Below are 22,022 nucleotides of genomic sequence, written 5' to 3'. Positions count from 1 at the left end.
GCCCTCCATGCCCCGCGCCGCGCCGATCCTGCTGCTCTCGCTGTGTGTCCTCTTCCCCGGGAGGGCCCTGGCCGAGGACGACGTCATCACCAAGGTGCAGGACTGGTTCTCGAAGCTGGGCAAGCCGAAGCCGCCTCCCGAGGAGGATCTGGGCGCCCGGAACACCTTCACCATCAACCCGCTGGCGCTGCAGCACTCGCAGCTGGGCGTCGAGTACGAGCGGGCCTTCGGCAAGCCTTTGTCGATCTACGTGGCGCCGGAGTTCGCCTATGGCCGCACGCCAGAGGCGTGGACGTTGTCGCTGGCGGGCACGCTGGGCATCCGGCTCTTCGTGCTCGGCAATGCTCCGAGCGGCATCTACTTCGGGCCCGAGTTCAGCACGGTCTATCAGCTCCGCTCGGAGAACGGCGTGCGGCGCAGGGCAGTGGGGTTGGGGCTGGGCGGGACCGTTGGCTGGACGCTGGTGCTGTTCAACCGCTTCACGCTCGCGGCGGGCTTCTCGGCCCAGTACCGCTCGACACCGGACCTCGAAGCGGAAGGGGAGGGGGCGCTGCGGGTGCAGATCATCCCCACGCCCCGCCTGGCCTTCGGCGTGGCCTTCTGAGGCCCTCGCTCACGTCTCGCGCACGAGCTTCCCGAAGGGGGCGAGCGCGAGCATCGCGAGCTTCACGTGCTGGATGGCGAAGGGGATGCCGATGATCGTCACGGCGAGCCCCAGCGCGAGCCCGATGTGGGTCACGAAGATCCAGATCCCCGCGACCACGATCCAGAAGACATTCAGGATGCAGCCGATGGCGCTGGCGCCCGGCGCGTCGACGATGTCCTTGCCGAACGGCAGCAGGCCCAGCCCGGCCATCTTGAAGCACTGCATGCCAAAGGGAATGCCCACGATGGTGAGGCACAGCAGCAGGCCGCCGAGCACGTACTCGAGCCAGATGACCCACCCACCGAGGACGATCCACAGGATGTTCAAGAGCAATCGCATGGCGGGAGCTTAACGCCTCGGGCCCGTGCTTTGCCGCCCTACAGTGGGGGTGTAGCGTCCGGGCATCCTGAAAACACAAGGAGCCGGGATGAAGCTGGTATCGAGCAGTGCCATCGTGACGGGGGCGGGGCAGGGAATCGGGCTGGGGATCTCCGCGCGCCTCATGCGGGACGGAGCCAATGTGCTCCTCTTCGGACGGACCCGGGAGAAGGTGGAGGCCGCCGCCGAGGAGCTCAACCGGACGATGGAGGGGCGCGCGCGAGCCGTGCCCTTCACGGGGGATGTGGTCCGGGCCGCGGACGTGTCCCGGGCCATCGAGACCGCCACGAAGGAGTTCGGCCTGCCGGGCATCCTCGTGAACAACGCCGGGACGGCCACGCTCTCCCCGATCATCGACATGCCGGAGCAGGACTTCGAGCACGTCCTGGACATCAACCTCAAGGGGCCCTTCCTCTTCATCAAGGCCCTGGGGCGGGCGCTCGTGGACGCGAAGCAGCCCGGGTCCATCGTCAACGTCTCCTCGCTGAACCAGACGGACGTGACGGATGGGCTCGCCCACTACTGCGCCTCCAAGGCGGGGCTCGCGAACCTCACCAAGGTCGCGGCCTCGGAGCTGGGGCGGTACGGCATCCGGGTCAACATCGTCGCGCCGGGCGTCATCCGCACGCCCCTCTCCGAGGGGGCCGGGCTGATGACCGAGGCCATGAAGAAGGAGTTCCTCGCCCGTACGCCGCTCGGCAAGGTGTGCGGCGAGCCGGATGACGTGGCGAAGGTGGTGTCGTTCCTCGTCAGCGACCTCTCGTCGTGGGTCACCGGCGAGACCATCGCCGTGGATGGTGGCAATCACATCCGCGGAATCCACAGCTACGCGGACACGCTGGGCATCACCCAGCCCAAGGTGGGCTGAAGCCCGTCCGTCAACGGCCGAGGGCCCGATGCACCCGTCTGGGAGACGGAGCACCGGGCCCTCGGCCCCGGCATGCGAGCCGCCTGGAACGCTTGCCGCGTAGGCGGTGCGGGGATAGACGGACACCCGATGAAACTCAGGCCCCTGCACTTCTTCATCTTCTGGCTGGTGCTGAATCTCGTGCAGGCCGCGTTCACCGAGCTGACCAGTGACGAGGCGTACTACTGGTTCTACTCGCGCTCCCTGGAGTGGGGCTATTACGACCATCCCCCCTTCATCGCGCTGATGGTGCGGCTCGGGTACTCGCTCTTCCCGAACGAGTTGGGCGTACGCCTGGTGAATGTGATTCTGAATGCCCTGAGCGTGCTGCTGCTGTTCGAGCTGGTGCCTCGGGAGCGGCCGGGGCGGAACACCCTCATCTCTCTGATGGTGCTGTCCCTGCCGCTGCTGAACTACCTGGCGTTCATCATCTTCCCGGACGGGCCGCTCCTCTTCTTCCTGGTGCTGTTCCTCCTCGGCTACAAGCGGTTCCTGGAGAAGGAGGACCTGTCCGCGGTGCTGTTGATGGGGGGCTCCACCGCCTTGATGCTGTACTCGAAGTACCACGGCGTCCTGGTGGTTGGATTCACGGTGCTCTCCAACCTCCGGCTGCTGCGCTCCCCGCGCTTCTGGCTGTCCATGGTGCTGGCCCTGGTGTTGTTCCTGCCCCACCTGGGCTGGCAGTACGCGCACCAGTTTCCGACGTTCCAGTTCCACCTGAAGGGCCGCACCACCGCCTTCACCACCCGGTACCTGCTCGAGTACCTCGGCCAGCAGCTCCCGGCGATCGGGCCCGGGCTGATCTTCATTCCATTCGCCGTCCGGACGCAGGACCGCTTCGAGAGGGCCTTGCAGCTCATCTGCGTGGGCACCTTCGGCTTCTTCCTCTTCACGGCCCTGAAGGCATTCGTCCACTTCCACTGGACGTCCATTGCCCTCTTTCCACTCCTGCTGCTCGCCGCGCGGTTCTACGAGGAGGAGAAGCGGAGGAAACTCTTTCAATTCCTGGTGCTGCCGCTGGCCTTCGCCGTCGTGGTGCTCCGTCTGTATTTGATGTTCCGCATCTTCCCGGTGAACCACATCAACGTGGACTACTACCATGGCCGGAAGTCGTGGGCGGAAGACATCGAGAAGGTGGCCGGTGACAGGCCGGTGCTCTTCGGGGACAACTTCCGCGAGTCGTCTCTCTATTCGTTCTACTCGGGGCACACGGGCGTGGCCCTGCAGAGCGGCGAGCGGCGCCAATCCCAGTACGAGCTGTGGAACTACGAGGATGGTCTGCAGGGACGCGAGGTGGTCATCGTCCAGGAGCGCCCCTTCGCCGGGAGCACGGAGCTACGGACGCGCATGGACAAGACAGTCCATTACCTCCTCGCACCCGGGTTCTCGTCGTATTACGACATCCCGGTGGAGGTCGCGTTCCCTCCCGCCGTGAAGAGTGGAGACGCCGTGGCCTTCACCGTCACGGTCTCCAATCCGAGGAACACGGCGCTCCGCTTCGAGCGAGGCGGCTTTCCCCAGGCGCCCACGCTGTTCTACGTCATCCGGAAGAACGGCCAGGAGGTCCATCGAGGAACGCTGGATGTCTTTCCGGAGGACGCCATCGTCCCGCCGGGCGGCCAACGGGAGCTCAAGAGCTCCCTCTCCTTGCCCGCGCTGGAGGAAGGGGCCCATACCGTGGTGTTTGGAATCCGGTATGAGCCCCTCCTGGATGCCTACAACTCCAGGCCTCGTGAATTCCGCGTGGGCCGGTGAGGACCGCCGCGCCTGCTTCGGGTTGAAGAATGCCCACGGCGAACTCGACGCATGGGGCGTGCGGCTCACAGCCCCCAGGCGTGGGACCATTTGACGAACAACGTGTCCGTGGACGCTCCCGCGAAGAGACGATTGGGGAGCAGCAAGTGGAACAGCTCGGCGCTGCCCTCTTGCGGCGGCAGCTCCTGCTGGGCGCGCGAGTAGACGAGGAAGAGGGTTGCGCCGGGCGAGTACTCCCAGCGCAGCACCATGTTCATGTTGAGCGCGGCCTCGTGGTAGCTCGGGTCCATGCCGGGCTCCGTGGGGAGGAAGTCCGCCAGGTGCACGCGTCCATCCGCGCCGGGCGTGGCCTCGTAGAAGGGGCCGTAGCGGTTGGTGGCGCTGAAGAGCTGGGCGTAGAGCTGGAGGGTGAGCCGCGGTGACAGCACCAGGAGCTGGCGCAGCGTGAGCGAGAGGATGAGGGGCTCCTGCTCACTGAACAGGTAGCGGCCGTTCGGCAGGGTCTCGAGCCACCGGGGGCCCTCCAGGAAGCCGTAGAAGTCCGCGATGAACTGCGTCTCGAGGTTGGGCAGGGGCCGCCAGATGGTGGTGAGGGTGGCGCCCTGTCCATGCTTGGAGAGCGTGGGGGCGGGGGCCACGAGCCGGTTGACGTAGGCATCCAGGCGCAGCGCGAGCGGCAGGTTGCGGTTCGTCTCGCCCCAGGCGGTGATGTACTGGTAGTCGGGCCGCTCGATGGCAATGCCGGTGAGGGGTATCTCCCGGATGTCCTGCCGGTTGAACTTCGCGCCGATCTTGAAGCCAGCGACGTGGAAGCCCGGGAGGGTGGCCTCGGTCAGGAGGAGGAGCTGATCATTGACGTGGAGGGCGCGCGAGTCCGTCGTCCAGTCCCGGTAGGCGTTGAACGAGGTGGAGAAGGTGTGGAGCGGGCCCCAGCCCGAGGGCCGGACGAACTCGACGGTGGCCTTGGCGGTCTGCTGGTTCTGGGTGGTCTGGAAGCCGGTGGCGTTGAGCTCCAGCCGGGGAGAGGCGTACTCGTAGCCGACGCTGAAGCGCAAGGGATCGCCGCCGAGCAGGCCGGCCGTCATGTACGTGCCGAGGCCGGTGTCGCCCGGGCGCAGCAGGGTGCCATCGCGGCGCATCTGGCCGGCCTCGGGGCCACCGACGACCTGGGAGCCGGCGAGCTGTCCGACGAAGACCCAGTTTCCGTCCTGGGTGCGGAGGTTCCAGTCGAGGGCCGCGGCGTTGCCTCCGGCCACGAGGCAGTCGTCGCGGTGCGCGGGATCCTCGGGCAGCACGGAGCCGCAGCGGTGGCCGAGCGGCGTGGCGGCACCGGCGGAGAGCCCCACGGTGGAGCCGGGGGCCACGGTGGCGCGGGAGATGGCCATGAAGAAGTTCTGGGGAACGCCAGGCTCCCGCGGCAGCGCGCTATTGGGGGCGAAGTGGAAGGGGCGGGTGGGGTGGAACTGGTAGCGGGAGTCCGGCGGCCCCAGGTCCTCGTCGGCGCGGCTCGGCGCGGAGGCGTCCATCACCACGGCATCCAGCAGACCCATCTGGATGTTGCGGGTGAGCGCACCGGTCAGCTTGGTGGCGGCGAGGATGGGCGTGTCCAGGCCGATGCGGCGCGAGTAGAAGAGCATCTGCGAGGCGTCGCTGATCTCCGCGCCCGCGGGCTGGAAGATGTCCATGCCCTGGGTGAAGAAGGGGCGCTTCTCCGGGAAGAAGGCCTCGAAGGTGGAGAGGTTGAGGATGAGCTCGTCGGCCTCCACCTGGCCGAAGTCCGGGTTGATGGTGGCGTTGAGGACGAGCTGGCTGGTGAGGGAGAGCTTGACGTCGAGTCCGACATCCGCGGACGGCTCCCACAGGCGGGGTTTGGGGAGGAAGGGATCCGAGGACAGGGGCCGGCGGCTGGCGCGGGACGCGACGTAGGGGGTGAGCTCCACGTCCATGTGGGGCACGAGTCCCCGCATGCCCACGAGGTTGCCGAAACGCGAGACGAAGGCGTTGGCGTTGCGGGGGATGAGGATGGAGTCGATCACCTCGGACTTGCGGGCGATCTCCCGGCGGACGGCGAAGCCCCAATCCTGGATGGGAGCGCTGGGGAAGCGGAGCAGGCGCAGGGGGATGGCGAGCTCCACGGACCAGCCATCGGGCCGGAGGGCGGCGCGCCCGTCCCAGATGGCGTCCCAGTCATTCGAACTCTTGTTGTCGTCGAAGTAGAGGGTGTCACGGAGGGTGCCACCCGCGTTCACGGAGAATGCGTAGGCGGTGCGGCGATCATGCGCGCTGTCGATGGACACCGTGACGATGTCCGACTCGGGAGGCTGGCCGCGGCGGCCGAGCTGGCGGTTGACGAGCTGTGGCTGCGAGTCGAAGTTGATGATGCCGACGTAGAGCGTCTGGTCGTCGTAGAGGACGCGCACCTCGGTGCGCTCGGTGGGCTCGGCGCCTTCCTGGGGAAAGGTCTGGACGAAGCGCGTGTAGCTGGGCGCCGTGGCCCAGACTTCGTCATCGAGTTGGCCGTCGAGCTGGGGCGGGACGGAGGTGCGGATGGCCTCGAAGGTGCCGTGAGCCTGCTCGGCGCGGGCCGTCGCCAGCGAGAGGAGCAGGGTCATGCAGGCAAGGGAGCGAGCGAGCGAGACCAGGAGGCGGGGGGGAGACGACATGCGGACCCGTTTGTAGCATCAGGGCCTCCCTGAACTGAACGGCAGCCAACCAGGCGCCGGAGCAGGAGCCGCTCGGTCGTCGTGCGCTCAGGCCACTTGCTTCAACAGGCGCTCCGCCTGCTCACGCACGCTCGGATCCGTACTCTTCTGGGCCTTGCGCGCGTGCTGAGCCGCCGCGGCCTTGTCCGTCTTCACCAGGGCCAACGCCATGTTCAGGTTCGCACCCGGCTCGTCCGGGTGCACCGTCAGCACCTTCGCCAGCAGCTCCTTCGCCTTGGCCGCCGTCTCCGGCTTCTCCAGGTAGAGCACCGCCAGCTCGTTCACCGGCCCCGGCTCCGTCGGAGCTCGCGCCACCGCCTCTTCCAGCAGCGTGCGCGCCTGCGCCACGTCCTTGTCCGTGCCCAGTTGCAGCGCCCGCGCCAGTCCGAGCCGCGCCTCCCACGAGTCCGGTGCCAGCCCCAGCGTTTCCCGGAAGAGCCGCCGCGCGTCCTCCACCTTGCCGCTCGTCAGCATCACCAGGCCCTGCAGGTACGGCCCGTTCGGGTTCTTCGGCGCGAGCTGCCGCAGCTCGAGCGCCGAGGGCAGCGCCGCCTTCGGGCTGTTCGTGAAGATGCAGAGCTTGATGAACTCCTCGTGCAGCTCCACGTTCCGCGGCGCACGCTGGAGCGCCTTCTTCAACGCCTGCTGGGCCTTGCCGATCTGCCCCTGTTGCACCAGCACCTTCGCGGCCAGTGAAAGTGGCAGGGACTCGCGGGGCGCCAGGGTGGCGGCGTACTTGAAGCACTTGAGCGCCTGATCCAACTGCCCCTGACGCAACACCGCGACACCCAGGTAGGTCGTCGCGTGCGGGTTCTTCGGCTCCGCCTTCAGGGCCTGGACGAAGGCCTGCGACGCCTCCTCCTCCTTGCCCGGAAGGCTCAGCAGCGCGTAGCCCAGGTTGTAGAACTCGGTGAAGCCCGCCTTGGGGTTCTTCGCCAGCGCGCGCAGCTCGTTCAGCGCGCCCTCGTCCTTGTCCTTCTCCACCTTCAGCCGCGCCAGGAACCCGAGCGCCTCTGGATGGTGGGGGTGGAGGACCCGCAGCCGCTCCAGGAGCGGCCGGGCCTCGTCCGGGTGGTGCTGCGCGAGATGCAGCCGCGCCAGACCCAGCAAGGCCGTGGCGTCCTGCGGATCCTTCGCCAGCACTGCCTCGAACTCACGGGCTGCTTCCTTCAGCAGCCCCATCGTCATCAGCTTGAGACCTTCTTTGGCGCTACGCGCGGTGGCCATGCGAGGAGGATGCTACCAAGCGCCCGGCCGAATCAATTCCACGGCGTGAGGTCGATGTCCGGGATGAGGTCGTCGATGAAGTCCTTCACGTCCTCGAACCGGTCACCCGCCCAGTCGGCGACGTCCTCCAGCTTGTCGCCGGCCCACTCCACGCCCTCCTCGGCCAGGCCGCCCAGCACCTCACCCAGGAAGCGCGCCGTGTTGCCGCCGTTGATGCTGCCGTTGACGTCCACGCCGAAGCCGGCGCCCACCGCGGCCTCCGCGCCCACGTCGAAGGTGAGGCCCTCGCCCGTCAGCTCGATGTTGGCGTGCGCATCCCCGCTCACGCCCGCCGTACCGCTCAGCTCCACGCTGCCCGAGGCCAGCTCGCGGCCCTCGTGAGACACCGTCACGCCACCCGTCAGCGCGCCCCGGGCTCCGGCGAAGCCCTCGGCTCCCGCCTGGATGGACACGTTGCCGTCGGTGCCGATGTGGATGTCCAGGTTCAGCTTGCCGTCGGCACCCACCACGCCCTCGGCGCTCAGGTCCACGGTGATTTCGATCTGCTCGCCCGCCACATCCACCGTGAACGTCTTGGTGGCGCTGGCGCCCGCCTCCACCGCCGTGGCGCTCACGTCCACGGACAGGTTCACGTCGATGCCGCCCGGGCCCACCTTGGCCTCGGCGTTGCCGTCCACCCTGAAGCTCGGGCCGTTGACGTGCGCCTCGCCCTGAATGCCGCCGGGCAGCGTCCCCTGGGTGCTCGCCTCGAACGCCGAGCCCGTGTCATAGCCGACGTGGCCGTTGGCGCTCGTGGCGTTGACCTCGCCGGAGGTGGTGACGCGGCTCTGCGGCTGCGTGGCGACGGGCGTCTGCGCGGGCTGCGTGCGCGGCGTGGTCTGGGAGCGGTTGACGTTCAGGCCGGACATGGGGGGAGACCTCGGCGGAATTCGAGTGCGAGTACTGCGACACCCTTATTCTCCGAGAATCCCGTAGAAAGTTTCCTGGTCCGTGATTCTGGGGCTCAGCTGGGCGTCATTCAGGGGGGCCAGGCGAGCCAAGTGCCTGAAAAGACAGGCCTCACCGGGCCCGGAGCGCTTGAAGTTCAGCGGTCGCGTGGGCTGCCTGCAGATGGCGCTCGAGCAGCTCCATGGTCTCATCCCAGTCGAGCTTCTTACCGTTGACCTTGATGCCGACCATGCTCACCGCGATGCGGCGAGGCTTGCTCTTGGGGAACACCACCGCCTGTGACATCAGCAGGCCGCGAACCTTCTTCGCGGTGGGCAGGCGGGTATTCTCTCCGACGTGGAAGTTGATCCAGGTCTGCGACGGCTCGACGATCTCCAGGCCGGTGACCTCGACCAGCGGCAGTGGCGCGGACAGATTGCTCACCTGCAACTCGGTGCGGGTCAGCACCATGTGTGGCGTCGCACCATCATTGCGGTGCTGATAGGCGAGCACCAGGGAGAACAGCACCAGCCCCAGCATGCCGGCGATCACTCCCCAACTCGGCGACGTCTGCGTTCTCATGATGTAGATCGCCAGCACCAGCAGCACCGCGCCGGACAACGGCATGGTGTAGACGAACTTCTTGGTATCGCTGAACTCGCTGCGCTCGGGCGCGCTGGCGATGATCTGCTTGAGTTCGCGGATGGCCTCGGCCTGATCGGCCTTGCTGCGGTGGGCGAAGTCTTCGCTGAGCGACTGCGCCAGGTTCAGCGTGGCGTCGATGGAGCGGGATTGGGACATGGACAGCTTCCTTGGGAAGAACGGCGGGGTTTCAGGCGGCGTGGGGGCGGCTGGCCAGCATTCGCGAGAACCATGAGGTCTCCGCCTCACCGAGCTTGCGAGTGGCGTGTCGCAGCAGCGCCTGGTCGAGTGATACGGCGAGGGCCTCGAGCCGCGTACGGGTCGGAGGATGGGTATCGATCGGGTGGGCGATGGTGTGTTCCAGCGTCTCCCGGGTCAGCGTCAGCTCGGTCCGCCGCAGCCGTTCCTGCAGGACCTCGAGCAGGTTGCTCCCCCGCAGCCGCGGATCGGCCAACAGCTGCTCGATCACATCGGACACCGCGGTCACCCGGATCAGCGCCGAGGCACATACGGCGGGGCCACCGACACGGGCACCCACTTGGTCGGCAGCCAGCTCCTGCTGGCGGCTCCAGTGATGATAGGCGCGGTCGAACTGGTCGAGGTAATACACCGAGGCCCAGATGGCCGGACGGTTGAACCAGCTCGGCTTGTCCTCGTCCTGCTGTATCAGCACGGCGATCTTCTGCCGCATGCGCTGGTACAGCGGCGACAGCCGGGCGCCATGGTCGGTGTCGTTGTGTGAGAAATGCCCGAGCTCGTGGCCGATGATCGCGGCCGTCTCGGCCTGGCTCAGCACACTGGCGAAGGTCAGTGGGATGTACAGCGTGCGGCCACTCAGCAGGTGTTGTTGCGGCTCGACCCGCACCGGCGTGCTGGTGACGAAGAAGCCCTGGACCAGGCCGACCACGATGTGGTCCGGCCGCGGCACGTCGAGCTTTCTGGCGATGCCGTCGATCCACTTCCACAGCCCCGGCGCGTCGTCGCGCGTCTGCACGCGGCCGAGCACGTCCACGCTCGAGTCCTCCAGTGGAGCCAGCTCGCGGCGGGCGCGGAAGAACAACCAGGCGGTGCACCAGATGGCGCCCCACCACGGCGAGGTGAACACCAGCGCCACGTAACCGTGGGTGGCCCAGTGGGTATACGTCCAGGCCACCTCGTACAGCGCGGTGGCGGTCAGCGCCGTCAGCATCAGACCGATGTGCCACAGCAGCATCCGCGACATCGCGTCGAAGCTCGCCCCCAGATGATCCAGCAGGTAATCGAACGAGCGGTGCGCGCGGTCGCTGTCGACGCGGATCTTCAGCACGATGCCCAGGCCCATCACGAAGGCGCCAAACGCGCCGAGCAGCGCGGAGATCGACAGCACGCGGCGCAGCATCAGACTGCCCGGCTGCGCCTCGAGAAAGCGCAGCTCCTCCTCGATCCGGCTGGCGCGAGACTCCATCACCCTCCGCTTCATCTCCGCCTTGCTGCCGCTCTCTCCAGCATCGGGCGGGTGGCGCAACTGCTCCAACTGCTGTGGCAGCCGCACCAGGTCCTGCTCGATCTCCGTCACCCGGAACCATTGCAGGGCGGGGTAGAGCATCAAGCCAAGAGGGAGTAGCAGCAGGAAGGCGAGGACTTTGCGGTGGATGACGTGGTCGCTCATGGACGGTGTTGGTGGAGAGTGCGCACGCCCATCACGGCGATCGCCGCTGCGGTGCAACCGTATGGGGAGGAGGGAACCGTCCCATCGCCACGCCGCGCTCGATCACCTCGCGCAGGAAGGGGGCGGACTGATTCCGCGGCGCCATCTCCGGTGCGGCGAACCTGGGCGGCAGCGTGTGGAGCTCTTCTCGTGGACCGGCGGATGTGACGGGAGACGGGTGTTCATGACGGCCCTGGTGAACGAACGTTCGTTCGCACGGACGCGGTTAACACACCCTCTTGCTCCTGTGCAATCGCTAGAATGGGAGAGCGAATGTTCAGGTGCCCGCCGGTACTCGAGGACAGGAGGAGCGGCGGGATTTCCTCAGCGCCGGAACATCACGCGCGGGCCTCGTTCCCGCGGCGGATACAGGTCGGCCCCGCCCGTGTCTCCACCTCGCGGCGCACTTCGTCCCGCAGCCCGAGGAGGAAGCCCAGCTCGGCGACGACGAACAGGGGCCCGACGATCAGCCCGATGAGGTCATCGACGAAGGCCGGCTTGCGACCCTCGTAGTAGTGCCCGACGAACTGGATGATCCACCCGACGACGAACAGGCCCAACCCCGCGCTCAGCCAGGTGGACGTGGCCTGGGCGGCCAACACCTGACCGAACCACAGCGCTCCACCCAGCACCAGGGTCATGACCAGACCGAAGCGTCCGTCGAGCCTCCAGTAGAAGAGCGCCGACGCGAGGCTGACGACCGTGGCCGGTGAGAGCATGATCCCGAGCACCTCGAAGCCGGGCCGGGACAACAGGGTGGCGACGGCCAGCAGGATCATCGGAATGCCGACGAAGTGCGTGGCGATGTTGCGACGGTCGCGGTGATAGGCCGCGTATTGAGCGAGATGATCCACCAGCGTCTTCATGTAGGCTCTCCTCGGTTGTTCGAGCCCTCCATGATGGCCCCGGGTGCGGACCGGGTCTGTCGGGTAGCCGACACGGTTGTTGCCCCGAGCACAGAATGACAGACGAGCACGTGCGGGCCTGGCGGCCCCTCATCCTCAGCGGCCGGTGGTTCCAGGATATCCCCGAGGAATTGGGGGCCCGATTGCTCGACGCGGCCGTGGTGCGCCGGCTGAGCTCCGGCCAGCGGCTGTTCTCACGCGGAGACCAGCCCTGCGGCCTCTATTGCGTGGTCGAAGGCACCATCCGCATCAGCGGGGTGAGCGAGAGCGGCAAGGAAGCGTTGCTGATGCTGATGGAGCCGCCCCACTGGTTCGGGGAGATCTCCCTGATGGACGGCCAGCCGCGCACCCACGATGCCATCGCCGAAGGCGCCACCTGCGTGCTCCAGGTGCCACAGGCGGCGCTGAAGACGATGCTCGCCCAGGAACCACGATATTGGCGCGACTTCGCCCTGCTCATGAGCCACAAGCTGAGGCTCATGTTCATCGCGCTGGAGGAATTGTCGCTGCTGCCCGCGCCGGCCCGTCTGGCGCGGCGCCTCCTGATGATCGCGGAAGGCTATGGGAACCTGCGCGAGGGTCCGCGGCGGGTCATCGATGTCTCGCAGGAGCAGCTCGCGCTGATGCTGGCGATCTCGCGGCAGACGACCAATCAGATCCTCAAGGAGCTGGAGGCCCGGGGCGCCGTCCGCCTGGCCTACGGGAAGATCGAGATCCTCAGCCTGGAGACACTCCGGGACGCGGCGAGCCAGGCATAGGGCCGGCTGCGGATGAGCGCGGCTCGGATGGCTCGCGAGCCTCTTGGCGGGGTGGACCCGGCGCTCGCTCTGGTAACGTCCGAGGCCCTCATGGACCTGGAACTCTACCGTTCATTCACTCAGCGATTGCGAGCCCGGCTGGAGACCGATGCGCGCGTCCTGGGATTGGTCGCAGTGGGCTCGATGGCGGAGTTCGGGCGTACGCCCGACGCGTGGTCGGATCATGACTTCTTCGTGATCACGGTTCCGGGTGCGCAGGAGTCGTTTCGCCAGGACCTGGGCTGGTTGCCCGACAGCGAGCACATCGTGCTGAAGGTGCGGGAGACGGCGCATGGACTCAAGGTGCTCTATGGCGATGGCCACCTGCTGGAGTTCGCCATCTTCGACGAAGCCGAGCTGCACCTGGCGAAGGTGAACGACTACCGCGTGCTGTTCGACCGCGCGCGCCTCGAGGCCGACCTGTCGCACCTGCGGACGAAGTCCGCGGCCGAGGCCTCCTCCGTCGACGTGGAGCGCTCCTTCGCGCTCTTCCTGTCGGCGTTGCTGGTCGGCGCGGGACGCACCGCGCGCGGTGAGGTGCTCAGCGGGTCATCCTTCATCAAGCAGCATGCGCTGGGTCATCTGCTGCGGATCCTGACCCATCGGGCGCCCACGGAGAGCCAGACCCGGCTCGACAACCTCGATCCGTTCCGCCGCTTCGAACGGGAATTCCCAGAGCAAGGGCGGACGCTCCATCACCTGTTGTTGCTGGAGCCTGGCCTCTGTGCCCGGCAACTCCTCTCCTTCGCGGAGGAGCAGCTCACGCACCGGATGGAGCGTTATCCAGCCCGGGCTGTGCAGGTCATCCGGAACCAACTGGAGTCATGGGGGGGGCCCGGTCTGAAATGAGTGTATCCATTGATGAGTTCATCGCTCGTGCGTCGGGAAGGCGTCGGCCTGGCCCCGCGCGGGCGGCGCGCCGTCCAGGGACGGGAAGGGCGGCGGCATGCGCGCGGCGCTGACGGCCACGTGTCCGCGCGCGGCGAGCATCAGGAGCCGGCGCACCCCCGTGCGCGTGGCCGCGTCGGTGGCGGAGGAGGTCTCCAGGGACGGGCTCAGAGCAGATCGAGTTCCGTGGACTGGGCGATGGTGATGGCGGGGTGCTCGATGAGGGCGGAGAGCAGCCTCGCCTCCCCCTGGATGACCCCCAGGGTGCCCTGGTGCAGGAGCCGGAGCTTCGAGGGGCTCGAGCCCGTGGCGCTGGCACAGCGGGTGATGACCTCCTCCAGCGTGCAGCCCTTCCTCTCTCCCCGACCGAGCACGATGATGGCCTCCAGCACCTCGCCCGCGTCGTAGAAGCCCAGCTTCCGGACCAGCCGGGGATCGACGAACCGAGGCTCGGGAGAGGGCAGGGGGGGACGAGCCTGCTCTCCGGCGGGTGGGGCGCCGCCGAGCAGGAGCTCCAGCGCGGCGTCCGGATCGACGATCCCCGCCCGGCAGCGGTGCCGCCACGCCTCGGGCAGCGGCGAGGCGCTCCGGACGATCGCCGCTTCGACCTCGTCCACGGTGGCATCGGGCTTCGCCTCCCACAGCGCGGCCGCCACGCCGGCCACCCAGGCGCAGGCCATGGAGGTGCCCGAGTCCCGGACCCACCGGCCCCCGGGCGCCGCGGAGAGGATGTCCACCCCGGGCGCCAGGACGTCGGGCTTGAGGCAGCGCTCGCTCCCCGGCTCATAGCGGCTCCCGCTGAACCGGGCGACGCTGCCGTCGGCGTGACAGGCCCCCACCGAGAGCACCCGCTCATAACAGCCGGGCGACTGGTACCGGTTGCTGCCCTTGTTCCCGATGGCCGCGATGGTGAGCACCCCCTTCTCCCGGAGTGTCTCGAGCGCCTCCACCAGCAGCGGCGTGTGGGCGTGGATGCCCAGCGAGAGCTGGAGGATGCGGATGGGCTTGTCCATCATCCACTCGAGCCCGGCGAGGAGCCGGACGGGCACCTTCCCGTCCTCGATGACGGCGGCGCAGTACAGGCGCGCCTCGGGAGCCACTGACGAGATGATGCCCGCCGTGTGCGTCCCATGGCTCCCCGAGTCGATGCAGGGCCGCTCCGGCTCCGGGAGCCCCTCCTCGTTGACGTAGAGGAACCCGGCGATCCTCCCCTGGAGCGCGGGGTGCGCCGCATCCACCCCGGTGTCGAGGTGGCCGATGGCCACACCCCTGCCGAGATGGCCTCCAGCGTGGAGCTTCACCGGGCCCATGGCGCCGCCGTCAGGCCTTTCCCGTCGCGACGAGGGCAATCCCCGTGCTGCCCGAGAGCAGGCCCATCAGGACATCCCAGCCCACCATCGCCTTGGCCAGTCCTGTGCCCGCCCCCTTCGCCTTGGTGGCGGAATAGAGCATGGCCGCCTGCCCGGTGCCGCCGACGACGGACAGGATGTCGGGGACCGTCCCCACGGTGCTGTCCGGGTCGTCCGCGATCTTCTTGATGACGAGGCTCGCGTCCACCGCCGTCAGGAGCATGTCCTTCAAGGGGCCATGCGTCTCCATCGCCCGCACCAACCTCGAGCCGCTGGAGCACATCGAGTAGATGTCGATGACGATCGGGACGGCGCCCCAGCACCAGGTCGCGTCCTCCTCGAGGTTCTTGTCGTTCCACTGGAGGGGGGCGCTGCAGCCCCAGTTGAGGATGGTCAGCGCCAGGGACGCGACCTCGATCGGGAAGGTGTCCGCGTTCTTCACGAAGTCGAGCACCCCGACGGCATCATCGGGATTGTCTCCCGTCTTCAGGGATTCCGTCCTCGCCAGCTCCTGGGACCTGGCCGGCTTCAACACCTGCCTGTAGTCCAGGTACCCGACCAGGAAGGACTCGACGATGGCGCAGCTGTAGGCCGCGATGGCCATTCCCTTCTCGGCCTTCTCCTGGCTGCCCGACGCCAGACGCGCCTGGAAGTCCGGGGCGTCTCCAAAGACCATGACGTGGATGAGCGTCGTGGGGACCGCCACCAGGAGGGCCAGGAGGCCGAGGAGCGTGAGCGGCTGCCCGGTGATGAACTTGTAGAGGTCGGAGATGCCGGGGATGTCGATGCGGCCCGTGAGGAGCCTGGCGAAGAACTTCAGGAGCACCGACATCGCGTCGATCACGACGTCCACGAGCCCCTTGGCCAGGTCGAAGCCCGCGGCGAGCAGCCCCTTGAGGAAGTTGAGGAACATGCAGGCGATCAGCTCCGGGGCATGGACCGGGTCCTTCGCGAGCGCGACCAGGTCGCTGATCGCCTGTCCGACCAGGGAGGCGAGCTGCTCCTCCTCGACCTTCAGGGCCTTCGACATGGCCTTCAGGACGTCCTTCAGCTCGTCGAGCATGGACGAGATGAGCTTCTCGACCCCCGAGAGCCCGGGGATGGCGTCCAGGAGCTTCGAGAGGAGCCAGTCGAGCGCCTCGAGGGGCTTGGAGAGGGCGTCCGAGACGGTGCTGGCGACGGTGCTGATGGCGGAGCTCGTGCCCTTGGCGACCTGCTGGCTCAGCTTGCTCGGGTCCGGGTCTCCGCCAAGCTTCTTGATGGCGGCATCGAAGGCACGGGTCCCCTCCTTCTCGAGCTGGTCGAGCCTGGCGCCGAGGAGCTTCTTGAGCTTCGCCTTGTCCACCTTGGCGACGGAGTCCAGGGACTTCTCCACGGTCTCGATCAGCGCCTTCTGGGTCTTGATGATGGCCTTCCAGTTCTGCGGGTCACGCAGGAACTCCACCAGCCGCACGATGGCGGTCCCGACGGCGCGCAGGATGCCGCCGATGACCTTGCCGAACTTGCCGGTGTGGTCGAGGACGAACATGAGCGCCTCGCCCTGGAGGGTGTGGACGGTCACGAAGATGTCGAACCCGGTGACCGCCACGTCCATGGCGAGCTGGCTGCCATCCCGGACGAAGTCCTTCCCGAACTCATCGAAGTCACCCCGGGCGAGGTTCTCGCCCATGTTCTTCACCATCCTGGCGCCGGTCTTGCCCAGCTTCTCGAAGTCCTTGCCGACCTGCTCGGCGTTGTCCAGGAACTCCTTGCCGGCATGCTCGGCGGCCTTGCCGAGGTCCTTGCCGAACTGCTCGGTGTCCTTGACGACGTTGCCCGCGGTCTTGCCGATGTCATTCACCGTATTCTTGGCGGTGCTGACGACGACCTTGGTCACGCTGCCCGTCTTCTTCTTGAGCCACTTTCCGATGTTCAGTGCACTCTGCGCCTTGGTGGTCGTCTTCGCGGTGGCGTTGAGCTGACTGGCCTCCTGGGGGCTCAGGGCCTTGTAGTCCACCTTGGGACCGCCGAGGTCGAGCACCCAGTCGGAGTGGTCCATCTTCGCCGGGTCGAGCCGCCGCTCGTTGCCGGCCGGTGCCGAGGCCTTCGCCAGGTTGGTGACGGCCGACTGCACGTGGGCGCACTCCTCCTTGGAGTACTTCGCATCAATCCCGAGCTTCGCCTTGTTGGCGTGCAGGGTGTCCGCGCTCCAGCCCGCGATCTTCTCGTGCGCGGCGGAGTCGGGGTGGAGGGAGATCCACTGCCAGGGGCCCGTCATCGTCGCGGTCTTGAGCTTGAGCGCGGGGCACGCCACGTCCTTGGCGTCGATGTCGATGACGACCTTGTTGATGGCATTGGGCTTGACGGTGGTCTTCCTGACGGGGTCGAGCGTGTACTCCCGCGTGCCGATCGTCACCTGGAGCTCCTCCTCGGCCCAGAGGTCGAGCTGCTCCGTCCCCGGGGGCAGGGTGACGATGGAGCGGTAGTTGGAGAACGAGGCGATCTCGTGCTTCGCCTTCGCGTCGGGCCGGAAGTCCTCCACCAGCACCGACGAGGTGAGCACGTCGTCATCCGAGGTGACGAGGGGCGCGGCATGGACCCCGAGCCCCACCAGCAGGCCCTTCTTGCCGAGCTGGCCGTGGAAGGCCGCGGCCTTCATGCCGAAGTACGAGAAGCCCTGGTCGCTCGTTCCTCCCAGCGTCTTCCCGTGGGGCATGAGCGTCGGGATGGGCATCTTGGGCACCGGGAAGCCGGGCGGGAACTTCCCGGGCTGGGACTGCTCACCCGTGCCAAAGGGGCCCACGACCCGCTCCTGCCCCGTGTTGCTCGTGAGGGTGAGCGTCAGCCGGGCGATGCCCCCGGGGCCGCCCCAGCCCTTGAGCTGCACCAGGGCCTCCTCCGGGGCAAGCTGGACGACCGACTTCCTTCCCTTCGCCTTGCCCCTCAGGGGAGCCTGGTACGTGCCTCCATCGGCGAGCTGGTAGTCCACTTGCAGGCCGTTGAGCACGCTCTCCGCATGGAAGGTGAGCTTCCGGATGCCGACGATCTCCTTGCCCTTCGCATCGACCAGGTCGTCGAAGAGCCTGGTGGTCCCCACCATGGCCGGGATGAAGTCCTGCTTCTCGAGTGAGGCCGAGGCCTGCTCGGGGACCGACTCCGTGGACGTCGTCGTCATGTGTGTACTCCCCCTGTCCCAACAGGTTACCCTGCCTCAATCGTTGGTACACCAACGTTCTGGCTGACTGGAGCTCCCAGCCTGTTCCTGCCGGCGCCGGTCCGTCCAGCCGTCAGGACTCGACGGAGCGGGGCTCGACGAGGGCCGGAGCGGGCACCGGCGCCGGCTGCGGACGCACCCTCAGCTTCAGCACTCCCGCCACGCTCGCCTCCTCCGCTCCCGCTTGGGGGACCAGACACTCAGAAGCCCAGCAATCTCACCGGGTTGCTGGGCTTTTTCTTTGCCCTCGTTTGCGCATGTGCCCTCAGATGCCGATGCGCTCGTCTCGGCCGCACAGCCACTCGCTTCTAGCGCAGCGCCGCGAGGGCCGCGCCGACCTTCGCCACCGTCACCGACACGGGCGTCGTCACCTCCGGAGCGAAGATGGCCACGCGGAGCTCCTCGAAGGCCCACCGCAGCTCCCGCGCCGCCTCCTGGTCCCGCACGGTGGCGCGCCTGGCGAGGAAGCTCTCCCACAGGGGGGTGAAGGGCTCGGCCTTCCCCGCGTCCTTGCCGGGGTTCGCCACCGCACGCGACAGCCGTGCCTGGGCCGCGCGGAGGTAGCGCGGGTAGTTCAGCAGGCGCACGAAGGGAATCCACTCGATGAGGTTCGCGGGGAACAGGTGTCCGAGCTGCGAGCGGATGTCCCGCACGGCCGCCGCGCCGCTCGGCCCCTTGGATGCTGCCTTGAGTGCACCGAGCGTCGCGGCGAGCTCCCTGGAGGTAGTAGCGACGGCGTCCGCCCAGTCCCGGGCCGCACGCTCGATGCGCGGTGAGCCCTCACGGACCAGCGCCTCGAAGGCCGCCTGCGTGCGGGGCAGCGGCGCACCGGGTGCGAGCTTGAACGCATCGTCGACGCTGCGTGCGAGGACGAGCGCCCGGAAGGCGTCGGCCTGGCCCCGCGCGGGCGGCGCGCCGTCCAGGGACGGGAAGGGCGGCGGCATGCGCGCGGCGCTGACGGCCACGTGTCCGCGCGCGGCGAGCATCAGGAGCCGGCGGACCCCCGTGCGCGTGGCCGCGTCGGCGGCGGAGGAGGTCTCGAGCAGCACCAGGTCCACGGCGGCGCCCCGGTCGACGAGCGCGGGGTAGCTGCGGACCTCGAGCCCGCCGACCCGCCGGGTGACCACGGAGGGCAACTCGCCGAAGGTCCAGGCAGTCAGCCCCTTGCGCTCCCATTCCGAAGTCGGTGCCACGCTGCGCAGCGCCGCCCGTGCACGTCCCCCGTACTGCTCGAGCAGCGCGTCGGCGTCGCGGCTCCGCGCGAGCTCCTTTCCCCGCTCGTCGAGCACCCGGAGCGTGATGCGCAGGTACGGCGCCACGGCATCCGCCCGGAGGGATTCCTCGGGCAGGTCCACGCCGCACAGCCGGGACACCGCACGCGCGAGCGCTGGAATCATCGGCCCGCGGAAGGGCACGAGTTCCTTCTCGAGACGGTCGACCAGGTCCGGCACCGGCCCCAGTTGCTTGCGCCAGGCGCGGGGGACCTGCTCGAGCAGGGCGGTGAGTTTCTCCCGCTGCCACCCGGGGATGGTCCAGTCGAGCTCACCCGGGAGCACCTGTGCGAGCAGCAGCAGCGGCACGCTCAGGGTGATGCCGTCGTCCTCGGCCGAGGGGTCGAAGGTGTACGTCACCGGCACGGACGCGCCGTGCAGGGTGATGGCGTCCGGGTAGTGCGCCGGGGACAGGCCCGGGTCGTGCGAGAGGGCATCCTCCATCGAGAGGACGAGCACGTCGGGGTCGGCCGCCTCGGCCTTGCGGCGCCAGGCCTCGAAGCTCGCTCCGTCCGTCACGTCCTCCGGGATGCGCTGGTCGAAGAACGTCAGCAGCGCCTCGCTGTCGAGCAGCTCGCTGCGCCGGGCCTTGTCCCGCAGGCGCGCCACGCGCTCGAGCACCTGGCGGTTCTTCTCCTGGAACGCCCCTCGGGTGCGGTACTCGCCGCGCACCAGGGCATGCTCGAGGAACATCAGCCGTGCCCGCTCGGGGTCCATGCTGGCCAGGGCCACGGGGCGCTCCTTGAACACCTGCAGCCCGAAGAGCGTTGCGCTCTCCTTCACCACGGCGCGCGCGGACTTCTCCGACCAGTGCGGTTCGGAGTAGCTGCGCTTGAGCAGGTGGGGGGCCGCCGCCGCGAGCCACTCCGGGTCGAGCTTCGCCACGGTGCGCGCGAACAGCTGGGACGTCTCCACGAGCTCGAACACCATCACCCAGGCGGGGGGCTTCTTCGCGAGCGCCGACGAGGGGTGGACCATGAAGCGCGTCTGCTTCGCGCCCGTATAGTGGCGCTGCTCCGGATTCCACTGGCCGATGCGGGACAGGAGCCCGGTGAGGAGCGCCTGGTGCAGGGCGTCCCCGCGCGACGGGGCGCCCCGGCCCTTGCGCGGCAGGCGCAGCTCGCGGACGGTCTCCTCGAGCTGGCGCTGGACGTCCCGCCACTCGCGCACCCGCAGGAAGGACAGGAAGTTGTCCCGGCACACGCGCCGCAGATGGGACGTCCCCCGGCCCTCGGCCTCGCGCACGAACTCCCACAGCTTGAGGAGCCCCGTGAAGTCCGAGTGCTCGTCACGGAAGCGCCGGTGCGACTCGTCCGCCTTCTGCGCGAGCTCCCGTGGCCGCTCGCGCGGGTCCTGCAGGTTGAGCGCCGCGGCGACGATGAGCACCTCGTCCAGGCACCCGTACTCGGCGCCGGCGAGAATCATCCGCGCGATGCGCGGGTCCACCGGGAAGCGCGCGAGCTGGTTCCCGAGCGGCGTCAAGGTGCGCTCCTTGCCCTCGATGGCCCCGAGCTCCTCGAGCACCCGCCAGCCCTCGGCGATGGCCCTCGGCTGGGGCGGATCGAGGAAGGGGAAGTCCTCGACGTCACCGAGGCCGAGGGACTTCATCCGCAGGATGACCCCCGCGAGCCCGGTGCGCTTGATTTCCGGGTCGGTGAAGGCGGGCCGCGTGGTGAAGCCCGCCTCGTCGTAGAGGCGCACGCAGATGCCCTCGCGCACGCGGCCGCAGCGCCCTTTGCGCTGGTCGGCGCTGGCCTGGGAGACCGGCTCGATGTGCAGGCGGGTGGTGCCCGAGCGCGGGTCGTAGCGCGACAGGCGCGCCACCCCCGTGTCCACGACGTACACGATTCCCGGGAGGGTGATGGACGTCTCCGCGACGTTGGTGGCGAGGATGACCCGGCGCTGGGGGAGGGTGGCGAAGACGCGCGACTGCTCGGCGGCCGACAGGCGCGCATACAGGGGCTGCACCACCGTGCCGCGGAGCTCGCGTGCGTTCAGGGCATTCTCGGCCTCGCGGATTTCCCGCTCCCCGGGGAGGAACACGAGGACGTCCCCGTCCGGATCGAGCGAGAGCACGTCCGCCACCGCATCGGCGACGGAGTCGGCGAGCTCGGCGTCCTCGGGGGGCGGCTCGTAGAGCACGTCCACCGGGAAGGTCCGGCCCTCCACCTGGATGACCGGAGCCCCCCCGAAGAACTGGGAGAAGCGCTCGGTTTCGATGGTGGCCGAGCTCACCACCACCTTGAGGTCGGGGCGCCTGGGGAGGATGCGCTTGAGCCACCCGAGCAGGAAGTCGATGGTGAGGCTGCGCTCGTGGGCCTCGTCGAGCACGATGGTGTCGTAGCGGCGCAGGAGCGGGTCGCTGTGAATCTGCGCGAGCAGGACGCCGTCGGTCATGAACTTCACGGCCGTCCGCCGGGACGAGCGGTCCTCGAAGCGAATCTGGTAGCCGACGTCCGTGCCCAGCTCCGTGCCGAGCTCGCGTGCCACGCGCGCCGCCACGCTCGTCGCGGCGATACGCCGGGGCTGGGTGACGCCAATCTGGCGCGGGCGGCCGCGCCCCATGGCGAGCAGGACTTTGGGCAGCTGCGTCGTCTTCCCCGAGCCGGTGGCCCCCGCGACGATGACCACCTGATGGGCGGCGATGGCCGCGGTGATGTCCTCCACCCGGCTCGAGATGGGGAGCTCGGGGGGGAAGTGCAGGGTGGGCAAGCCGCCGGGGGTGGGGACGGGTGAGTCGCCGGACAT

The 22,022-nt window shown here is 68.4% G+C and carries 16 protein-coding genes; 5 read left to right on the top strand and 11 right to left on the bottom strand.

Annotated elements, in window-relative coordinates; all coding sequences use genetic code 11:
* Positions 1-7: 7 nt before the first annotated feature.
* Complete coding sequence (locus Q664_RS21395) at positions 8-604, top strand: hypothetical protein (protein WP_152622250.1); 597 nt, start codon at positions 8-10, stop codon at positions 602-604.
* Between the two features lie 9 nt (positions 605-613).
* Here Q664_RS21395 and Q664_RS21390 read toward each other — a convergent pair whose 3' ends face one another.
* Positions 614-985, bottom strand: a complete 372-nt coding sequence (locus Q664_RS21390; protein WP_043398596.1) for a YccF domain-containing protein — start codon at positions 983-985, stop codon at positions 614-616.
* Between the two features lie 88 nt (positions 986-1,073).
* Here Q664_RS21390 and Q664_RS21385 point away from each other — a divergent pair, with 88 nt between their 5' ends.
* Together Q664_RS21385 and Q664_RS21380 are read left to right on the top strand one after the other, a co-directional pair.
* Positions 1,074-1,892: an SDR family NAD(P)-dependent oxidoreductase gene (locus Q664_RS21385; RefSeq protein ID WP_043398593.1), complete on the top strand. Its 819-nt coding sequence runs from the start codon at positions 1,074-1,076 to the stop codon at positions 1,890-1,892.
* Between the two features lie 129 nt (positions 1,893-2,021).
* On the top strand, positions 2,022-3,686 hold the full coding sequence (locus Q664_RS21380) for an ArnT family glycosyltransferase (protein WP_043398590.1): 1,665 nt from the start codon (positions 2,022-2,024) through the stop codon (positions 3,684-3,686).
* A 65-nt stretch (positions 3,687-3,751) separates the two neighbouring features.
* Here the strand turns inward: Q664_RS21380 and Q664_RS21375 are convergent, their stop codons facing one another.
* The 6 genes from Q664_RS21375 to Q664_RS21350 all read right to left on the bottom strand — a co-directional run bounded on the left by Q664_RS21375 (position 3,752) and on the right by Q664_RS21350 (position 11,737).
* The gene (locus Q664_RS21375) at positions 3,752-6,298 is read right to left on the bottom strand and encodes a DUF5916 domain-containing protein (protein ID WP_160174467.1); all 2,547 of its coding nucleotides are present in this window, start codon (positions 6,296-6,298) and stop codon (positions 3,752-3,754) included.
* 138 nt (positions 6,299-6,436) lie between these two features.
* Positions 6,437-7,615 carry a tetratricopeptide repeat protein gene (locus Q664_RS21370; RefSeq protein WP_043398585.1) on the bottom strand — a complete coding sequence of 393 codons (1,179 nt, stop codon included), beginning with the start codon at positions 7,613-7,615 and terminating at the stop codon, positions 6,437-6,439.
* 32 nt (positions 7,616-7,647) lie between these two features.
* Positions 7,648-8,523, bottom strand: coding sequence for a hypothetical protein (locus Q664_RS21365; protein WP_043398582.1), 876 nt, complete (start codon positions 8,521-8,523; stop codon positions 7,648-7,650).
* Positions 8,524-8,674: 151 nt separating this feature from the next.
* Entirely contained in the window at positions 8,675-9,343 is a 669-nt protein-coding gene (locus Q664_RS21360; RefSeq protein ID WP_043398579.1) for a hypothetical protein, read from the bottom strand.
* Between the two features lie 31 nt (positions 9,344-9,374).
* Entirely contained in the window at positions 9,375-10,832 is a 1,458-nt protein-coding gene (locus tag Q664_RS21355) for a M48 family metallopeptidase (RefSeq protein ID WP_043398576.1), read from the bottom strand.
* Between the two features lie 377 nt (positions 10,833-11,209).
* Positions 11,210-11,737 carry an Mpo1 family 2-hydroxy fatty acid dioxygenase gene (locus tag Q664_RS21350; RefSeq protein ID WP_043398573.1) on the bottom strand — a complete coding sequence of 176 codons (528 nt, stop codon included), beginning with the start codon at positions 11,735-11,737 and terminating at the stop codon, positions 11,210-11,212.
* 95 nt (positions 11,738-11,832) lie between these two features.
* Here Q664_RS21350 and Q664_RS21345 point away from each other — a divergent pair, with 95 nt between their 5' ends.
* Together Q664_RS21345 and Q664_RS21340 are read left to right on the top strand one after the other, a co-directional pair.
* Positions 11,833-12,534, top strand: coding sequence for a Crp/Fnr family transcriptional regulator (locus Q664_RS21345; protein WP_043398571.1), 702 nt, complete (start codon positions 11,833-11,835; stop codon positions 12,532-12,534).
* Between the two features lie 27 nt (positions 12,535-12,561).
* The gene (locus tag Q664_RS21340; protein ID WP_152622249.1) at positions 12,562-13,422 is read left to right on the top strand and encodes a hypothetical protein; all 861 of its coding nucleotides are present in this window, start codon (positions 12,562-12,564) and stop codon (positions 13,420-13,422) included.
* 18 nt (positions 13,423-13,440) lie between these two features.
* On the opposite strand, the gene Q664_RS59225 is transcribed toward Q664_RS21340, so the two are convergent.
* The 4 genes from Q664_RS59225 to hrpA form a co-directional block, all read right to left on the bottom strand.
* The gene (locus Q664_RS59225; protein ID WP_160174466.1) at positions 13,441-13,578 is read right to left on the bottom strand and encodes a hypothetical protein; all 138 of its coding nucleotides are present in this window, start codon (positions 13,576-13,578) and stop codon (positions 13,441-13,443) included.
* A gap of 50 nt (positions 13,579-13,628) precedes the next feature.
* Positions 13,629-14,726, bottom strand: a complete 1,098-nt coding sequence (locus Q664_RS21335; RefSeq protein WP_160174465.1) for a S8 family peptidase — start codon at positions 14,724-14,726, stop codon at positions 13,629-13,631.
* A 55-nt stretch (positions 14,727-14,781) separates the two neighbouring features.
* The gene (locus Q664_RS21330; RefSeq protein WP_043398565.1) at positions 14,782-17,964 is read right to left on the bottom strand and encodes a phage tail family protein; all 3,183 of its coding nucleotides are present in this window, start codon (positions 17,962-17,964) and stop codon (positions 14,782-14,784) included.
* Between the two features lie 347 nt (positions 17,965-18,311).
* A complete protein-coding gene (gene hrpA, locus Q664_RS21325) occupies positions 18,312-22,022 on the bottom strand; it encodes an ATP-dependent RNA helicase HrpA (RefSeq protein WP_043398562.1) in 3,711 nt (1,236 codons plus the stop codon).

The organism is Archangium violaceum Cb vi76 (assembly GCF_000733295.1).
In the GTDB taxonomy this organism is placed as follows: Bacteria; Myxococcota; Myxococcia; order Myxococcales; family Myxococcaceae; genus Archangium; species Archangium violaceum.
Note: the sequence above shows the minus strand (reverse complement) of the source record. Positions and strands in the feature narration are given on the sequence as shown.

What these genes read in the sequence shown, in the direction of transcription:
- Q664_RS21395 (WP_152622250.1), top strand. Translation starts at nt 8, where the DNA reads ATGCCCCGCGCCGCGCCGATCCTGCTGCTCTCGCTGTGTGTCCTCTTC.
- Q664_RS21390 (WP_043398596.1), bottom strand. Translation starts at nt 985, where the DNA reads ATGCGATTGCTCTTGAACATCCTGTGGATCGTCCTCGGTGGGTGGGTC.
- Q664_RS21385 (WP_043398593.1), top strand. Translation starts at nt 1,074, where the DNA reads ATGAAGCTGGTATCGAGCAGTGCCATCGTGACGGGGGCGGGGCAGGGA.
- Q664_RS21380 (WP_043398590.1), top strand. Translation starts at nt 2,022, where the DNA reads ATGAAACTCAGGCCCCTGCACTTCTTCATCTTCTGGCTGGTGCTGAAT.
- Q664_RS21375 (WP_160174467.1), bottom strand. Translation starts at nt 6,298, where the DNA reads ATGACCCTGCTCCTCTCGCTGGCGACGGCCCGCGCCGAGCAGGCTCAC.
- Q664_RS21370 (WP_043398585.1), bottom strand. Translation starts at nt 7,615, where the DNA reads ATGGCCACCGCGCGTAGCGCCAAAGAAGGTCTCAAGCTGATGACGATG.
- Q664_RS21365 (WP_043398582.1), bottom strand. Translation starts at nt 8,523, where the DNA reads ATGTCCGGCCTGAACGTCAACCGCTCCCAGACCACGCCGCGCACGCAG.
- Q664_RS21360 (WP_043398579.1), bottom strand. Translation starts at nt 9,343, where the DNA reads ATGTCCCAATCCCGCTCCATCGACGCCACGCTGAACCTGGCGCAGTCG.
- Q664_RS21355 (WP_043398576.1), bottom strand. Translation starts at nt 10,832, where the DNA reads ATGAGCGACCACGTCATCCACCGCAAAGTCCTCGCCTTCCTGCTGCTA.
- Q664_RS21350 (WP_043398573.1), bottom strand. Translation starts at nt 11,737, where the DNA reads ATGAAGACGCTGGTGGATCATCTCGCTCAATACGCGGCCTATCACCGC.
- Q664_RS21345 (WP_043398571.1), top strand. Translation starts at nt 11,833, where the DNA reads ATGACAGACGAGCACGTGCGGGCCTGGCGGCCCCTCATCCTCAGCGGC.
- Q664_RS21340 (WP_152622249.1), top strand. Translation starts at nt 12,562, where the DNA reads ATGGCTCGCGAGCCTCTTGGCGGGGTGGACCCGGCGCTCGCTCTGGTA.
- Q664_RS21330 (WP_043398565.1), bottom strand. Translation starts at nt 17,964, where the DNA reads ATGACGACGACGTCCACGGAGTCGGTCCCCGAGCAGGCCTCGGCCTCA.
- hrpA (WP_043398562.1), bottom strand. Translation starts at nt 22,022, where the DNA reads ATGTCCGGCGACTCACCCGTCCCCACCCCCGGCGGCTTGCCCACCCTG.